Genomic DNA, 6,428 nt, shown 5'->3' on the forward strand with positions numbered 1-6,428 from the left:
ACTTGTCGGAGCTAAACGGCCGCCTGCACTTTTATTTTTGAACGTATGTTCTCTTATTTCTTTGGTCTTGCGCTTGTCTATGTTAAAATGAAGATAATTCATTTTGGGAGGGGCTTCTATGGTCCAGAAATTTGATTTAAAAGCTCCCTATGTTCCGTTAGGAGACCAACCTGCCGCCATTTCAAAGCTCGTTGAAGGCATCCAGGAAGGCAAAAAGCACCAGACGCTGTTAGGTGCGACCGGAACAGGGAAAACGTTCACCGTTTCGAACGTTGTAACAGAAGTCAATAAACCGACACTTGTCATTGCGCATAATAAAACGCTCGCTGGACAGCTATACAGCGAATTCAAAGAGTTTTTCCCGAATAATGCTGTCGAGTATTTCGTCAGCTTCTACGATTATTACCAACCGGAGGCTTATGTGCCGCATACGGACACTTATATAGAAAAAGATGCGACGATCAACGATGAAATCGACAAGCTGCGCCACTCAGCAACTTCAGCTTTGTTTGAAAGGAATGATGTGCTGATCGTGGCATCTGTTTCTTGCATTTACGGCCTTGGTTCGCCGGAGGAATACGGAAAGCACGTCGTCTCGCTCCGGACAGGCATGGAAATCGGCAGGAATGAGCTGCTGCGCCGATTCGTCGATATCCAATATTCAAGGAATGATATCAATTTCACAAGGGGGACATTCCGTGTCAGAGGGGACGTCGTGGAAATATTCCCGGCCTCTCAAGACGAGAACTGTATCCGCATCGAATTTTTCGGTGATGAAATCGACCGTATCCGTGAGGTGGATGCCCTGACGGGAGAAATCCTAGGGGAGCGCGAACACGTGGCCATCTTCCCGGCATCCCACTTCGTCACTGGCGAAGAGAAAATGGTGAAGGCGATTGCGAATATCGAAAAGGAATTGGAAGAGCGCCTTGCTATATTGCGCAAGGAAGATAAGCTTCTGGAAGCGCAACGGCTTGAGCAACGCACTCGTTATGATTTAGAAATGATGCGGGAAATGGGCTTCTGCTCAGGAATTGAAAACTATTCGAGGCATTTGACATTGCGACCAGCAGGAGCGACTCCTTATACGCTTCTTGACTACTTTCCGGATGATTTCCTGATTGTCATCGATGAAAGCCACGTCACCTTGCCGCAAATCCGGGGCATGTATAACGGTGACCAGGCACGGAAACAAGTGCTTGTCGATCATGGTTTCCGACTGCCTTCCGCGTTGGACAACAGGCCGCTCATGTTCGATGAATTCGAGCGATATGTCCATGAAGCCATTTACGTTTCCGCAACACCCGGTCCTTACGAAATCGAGCATACGCCCGAGATGGTGGAACAGATCATCCGACCGACCGGCTTGCTAGATCCAATCATCGATGTACGGCCGATCGAAGGGCAAATCGATGATTTGATCGATGAAATCAATGAGCGTACAAAACGGAACGAAAGGGTATTGATTACAACATTGACGAAAAAGATGTCCGAAGACCTTACTGACTATTTGAAGGATATCGGCATCAAAGTCCAATATTTGCATTCAGATATCAAAACATTAGAGCGGATTGAAATCATCAGGGAACTAAGATTAGGTACCTATGATGTTTTAATCGGCATCAACTTGCTACGGGAAGGGCTCGATATTCCGGAAGTTTCCCTTGTCGCCATTTTGGATGCAGATAAGGAAGGGTTCCTCCGTTCCGAACGTGCTCTCATCCAAACGATCGGTCGAGCGGCGCGTAACTCCGAAGGAAAGGTCATCATGTATGCAGACCGTTATACGGATTCCATGAAGAAGGCAATCGATGAAACGAAGAGACGTCGGGAAATCCAAAAAGCATACAATGAAAAGCATGGAATCACTCCAACGACGATCAAAAAAGCAATCCGTGAAGTCATTCGAGCGACTCAAGTCGTTGAAGAAGATATTTCAGCTTTGGAAAAAGTGACGAAGGGCAAGAAATTGTCGAAGGACGATAAAGTGAAATTGCTCGCGAATCTCGAGAAGGAAATGAAAGAAGCGGCAAAAGCGCTTGATTTCGAAAGGGCTGCCGAATTGCGCGATACGATATTAGAACTGAAGGCTGAAGGGTGAAAATGCGATGAAAAACACGGAAATAGTCATTCAAGGGGCAAGGGTTCACAATTTGAAAGATATTGATGTCCGCATCCCGCGTGACAAGCTCGTCGTCATGACCGGCTTGTCAGGCTCGGGGAAATCGTCTCTTGCATTCGATACGATTTATGCGGAAGGGCAAAGGCGGTATGTCGAATCGCTTTCCGCTTATGCGCGACAATTTTTAGGTCAGATGGACAAGCCCGATGTGGACGTAATTGAAGGGCTATCGCCTGCGATTTCGATTGATCAGAAGACGACGAGCCGCAATCCGCGTTCCACAGTCGGAACCGTAACTGAAATCTATGATTACTTGAGGCTGCTATTCGCGCGGGTCGGCAAGCCGATCTGTCCGAATCATGGGATTGAAATCTCTTCCCAGACGATCGAGCAGATGGTCGATCGGATTATGCAACTACCCGAACGTTCTCGGCTCCAAATCCTGGCGCCGGTCATATCCGGCAGGAAAGGGACCCATGCGAAGCTGATCGAGGATATTAAAAAGCAAGGTTATGTCCGGATTCGCGTCAATGGGGAAGTGATCGACCTCGATGACAATATTGAGTTGAATAAAAATAAAAAACATACGATTGAAGTCGTCATTGACCGGATTGTCGTGAAAGAGGGGATTGAAGCCCGATTAAGCGATTCACTCGAGTCTGCTTTGAGATTGGCCGAGGGGAATGTGCTGGTTGACGTAATCGACGTGGAGGAATTGCTGTTCAGTGAACATCACGCATGTCCGATATGTGGATTCTCCATCGGTGAGTTGGAGCCGCGCATGTTTTCTTTCAACAGTCCATTCGGGGCTTGCCCTGATTGCGATGGCCTTGGGACGAAGCTTGAAGTCGATCCTGAACTCGTCATCCCGGACAAATCGCTTACTTTGAAAGAGGGTGCGATTGTACCGTGGATTCCGACGAGCTCCCAGTACTATCCGGAGCTGTTGAAAACGATCTGCAAACATTTCAAAATACCGATGGATGTGCCAGTGAGTGATTTGCCTGATGATGATCTGAATATCATTCTCTATGGTTCGAAGGATGAAAAGATCAAATTCCAGTATACGAATGAATTCGGCAACACTCGGGTGAACAACATCTATTTCGAAGGCGTGCTCGCAAATGTGGAGCGCCGCTTCAAGGAGACATCTTCCGATTATATACGTGAACAAATGGAGAAATATATGGCGAGCCGCGCTTGTCCTGCCTGTCACGGCTACCGTTTGAAAGAGGAGACGCTCGCAGTTAAAGTGAACGGGACGCATATCGGGGAAGTAACTTCATTGTCCATTACGGAAGCGGACCGCTTTTTCAATAATCTCGTCCTATCCGAAAAGGATATGCAAATTGCGAGGCTCATCTTGCGGGAAATCGCCGAGAGACTAGGATTCCTCATTAATGTCGGGCTAGATTATTTGACGCTATCAAGGGCTGCAGGCACATTGTCAGGCGGCGAAGCGCAGCGTATCCGGCTTGCTACGCAGATCGGCTCCAGATTGACCGGCGTCCTGTATATATTGGACGAGCCGTCCATCGGTCTCCATCAGCGTGATAATGACCGTCTCATCGGGACGCTGCAAAGCATGCGGGATATCGGGAATACGCTTATTGTCGTAGAGCATGATGAGGATACGATGATTGCGGCGGATTATTTGATCGATATCGGACCTGGTGCAGGAGCAGCAGGTGGGCAGATCGTGTCTGCCGGCATACCAGAAGAAGTGATGAATGATCCGAAGTCATTGACTGGCCAATATTTGAGCGGCAAAAAGTTCATTCCATTGCCAATGGAACGACGGAAATCCGATGGCAGAGTCGTGTCCATCAAAGGTGCGTCCGAGAACAATTTGAAAAATGTCAACGCAGACTTCCCGTTAGGCCAATTCATTGCGGTGACAGGCGTTTCAGGTTCGGGGAAAAGTACGCTTGTGAATGAAGTGCTTTACAAAGTGCTTGCCCAGAAGTTGAACCGTTCAAAACAGAAGCCGGGACAATTCAAGTCCGTTACTGGCCTTGAAGAGTTGGAAAAAGTTATCGATATTGACCAATCTCCTATCGGACGTACCCCAAGATCGAACCCGGCAACATATACAGGAGTCTTTGATGACGTTCGGGACGTCTTCGCGATGACGAACGAGGCGAAAGTGAGAGGTTATAAAAAAGGGCGTTTCAGCTTCAACGTAAAAGGCGGCCGCTGTGAAGCTTGTCGTGGAGATGGAATCATCAAGATCGAAATGCACTTCCTTCCCGATGTGTATGTCCCTTGTGAAGTGTGTCACGGTAAGAGATATAACCGTGAAACGCTTGAAGTGACGTACAAAGGGAAGAATATCGCCGATGTCCTTTCCATGACTGTCGAAGATGCACTCGAATTCTTTGAGAATATCCCTAAGATCAGCAGAAAACTGCAAACGATTGTCGATGTCGGTTTAGGCTATGTTCAACTTGGGCAACCTGCCACGACATTATCCGGCGGGGAAGCGCAAAGGGTGAAGCTTGCGTCGGAATTGCATAGACGATCCAACGGGAAATCCTTTTATATATTGGACGAACCGACGACAGGTCTCCATGTTCACGATATTGAAAAGCTGCTTCTCGTATTGCAGCGGCTCGTCGACTCCGGAAATACCGTCCTCGTCATTGAGCATAACTTGGACGTTATCAAAACTGTCGACCATATTATCGACCTCGGACCGGAAGGCGGGGACAAAGGCGGTCAGATCATTGCGATGGGAACTCCTGAGCAAGTGGCTGAAAATGAAGTCTCGTACACCGGCCGCTATTTGAAACCGATTTTGGAACGCGATCGGCAAAGAATGAAAGAGCTGATTGAAACTGCCGCTGGAAAAGAATGAAACCTTCTGACAGATGATTCGTATATATAATAAGTGTTGAAGAAGTCTCCATCGGTTTTGAAAATGGCGGGGACTCTTATACGAAAAGAAAAACTCAAGCATACCTAGGAGGCGGAAAGATGCAGAACGAACGCAAACGTATCTTGACAATGTTGGAAAACGGCACAATCTCTATGGACGAAGCCTTGACCCTTTTGGAAGCAATGGAAAAAAAGCAGACTCCGACTGACAGTGGAGCGGATCAAACTGTGGAAAAGAAAATCTTCACAGAAGAATCCCAGCAAGACGACCCACAAGACTTCTCTGGAAAAACGAAAGACAAAGATCCAGCGATGGATGACTTCATTGAAGATATCCGGAAAGATTTTGTGACTGTTGGAGATCGTTTCATGCAGTTCATGCAAACAACTGTAGAAAGAATGAAAGGATTCGATTTCGATACGCCATTTGGCGGCAGCTCCACATTCCATCATACGATCGTGAAGCCAGCAGACGGTTTGGAAGAAATCCTCGTTGACGTCGATCATGGAAGCGTCTCGATTCAGGCAACAGATACGCCAGAAATTCGCGCGGAATTCACAGTGAAATCTTTTAATGGAAGATCGGAAGAAGACGCGAAAAAAGAATTTCTTGATAAATTGATTTTCCTGAAAGACGACGGGAAACTGCGTTATTTAAGCGATTTGAAATTAAGCCAGGTCAAAGTGGACCTTTTCGTGCCGAAACAGGATTATCGTAAAATTTCTGTACGGTTGCTGAATGGGAATTTCAACGTGAAGGACATTGCGGTCGAACGGCTCTATACGAAAACGTCGAACGGAAAGGTCGATGCCGAGCGGGTTGACTTCAAAGAGGCCGAGCTGGAAGCGGGCAACGGATCGATCCGTTTGAATGAAAGCACAGGTGAAACGTTAGAAGCTGAAACAATCAACGGCCGCGTCTACGTTTCGGGTAACTTGAAGGATGTCGAAGCGAAATCATTGAACGGCCATGTTGTTGTGACAACAACAGATGCCGCGGCACAAAAAATCGATGCCAAAACAGTGAGCGGCTCCGTCGAAATCTATATTCCGTCTGATGTGCCATTACGTGGAGAAATCTCGACGAATATGGGCCGTCTAGATTTACAATTGAAGGATGTCAATAAAACGGCGGAGCAGGAGCAGTTCCTGCATCGGACTCTCACGTTCAACAAAGATGTGGAAGGCGATTCAACGCCGCTCTTTGTTCACGGAGAAGCGAAAACAGGATCTGTCATTGTTTGCTATAACGTTAAGCATAATTAATGAAAAAAGACTGCCCAGGAAGTCAGTGAAAACTGACTTCTGTGGCAGTCTTTTTCATGAAATGCGTGGCGCGCTCAAAGTAATCCATCCCGCGCTCAAAGCAAGTCATCCCGCGCTCAAAGCAAGTCATCCCGCGCTCAAAGTAATCCATCCCGCGCTCAAA

General features: G+C 47.4%; 3 protein-coding genes. All 3 read left to right on the forward strand.

Annotated features, from left to right (window positions below; genetic code table 11):
* The first annotated feature begins 118 nt into the window (after window positions 1-118).
* The 3 genes from uvrB to AWV70_RS19855 all read left to right on the forward strand — a co-directional run bounded on the left by uvrB (window position 119) and on the right by AWV70_RS19855 (window position 6,265).
* Window positions 119-2,101, forward strand: coding sequence for an excinuclease ABC subunit UvrB (uvrB, locus tag AWV70_RS19845; protein ID WP_060210250.1), 1,983 nt, complete (start codon window positions 119-121; stop codon window positions 2,099-2,101).
* A 7-nt stretch (window positions 2,102-2,108) separates the two neighbouring features.
* Window positions 2,109-4,979: an excinuclease ABC subunit UvrA gene (gene uvrA / locus AWV70_RS19850; RefSeq protein ID WP_060210251.1), complete on the forward strand. Its 2,871-nt coding sequence runs from the start codon at window positions 2,109-2,111 to the stop codon at window positions 4,977-4,979.
* A 119-nt stretch (window positions 4,980-5,098) separates the two neighbouring features.
* Window positions 5,099-6,265, forward strand: a complete 1,167-nt coding sequence (locus AWV70_RS19855) for a DUF4097 family beta strand repeat-containing protein (protein WP_060210252.1) — start codon at window positions 5,099-5,101, stop codon at window positions 6,263-6,265.
* Window positions 6,266-6,428 lie beyond the last annotated feature (163 nt).

Source organism: Sporosarcina koreensis (assembly GCF_001531445.1).
In the GTDB taxonomy this organism is placed as follows: domain Bacteria; phylum Bacillota; class Bacilli; order Bacillales_A; family Planococcaceae; genus Sporosarcina; species Sporosarcina koreensis_C.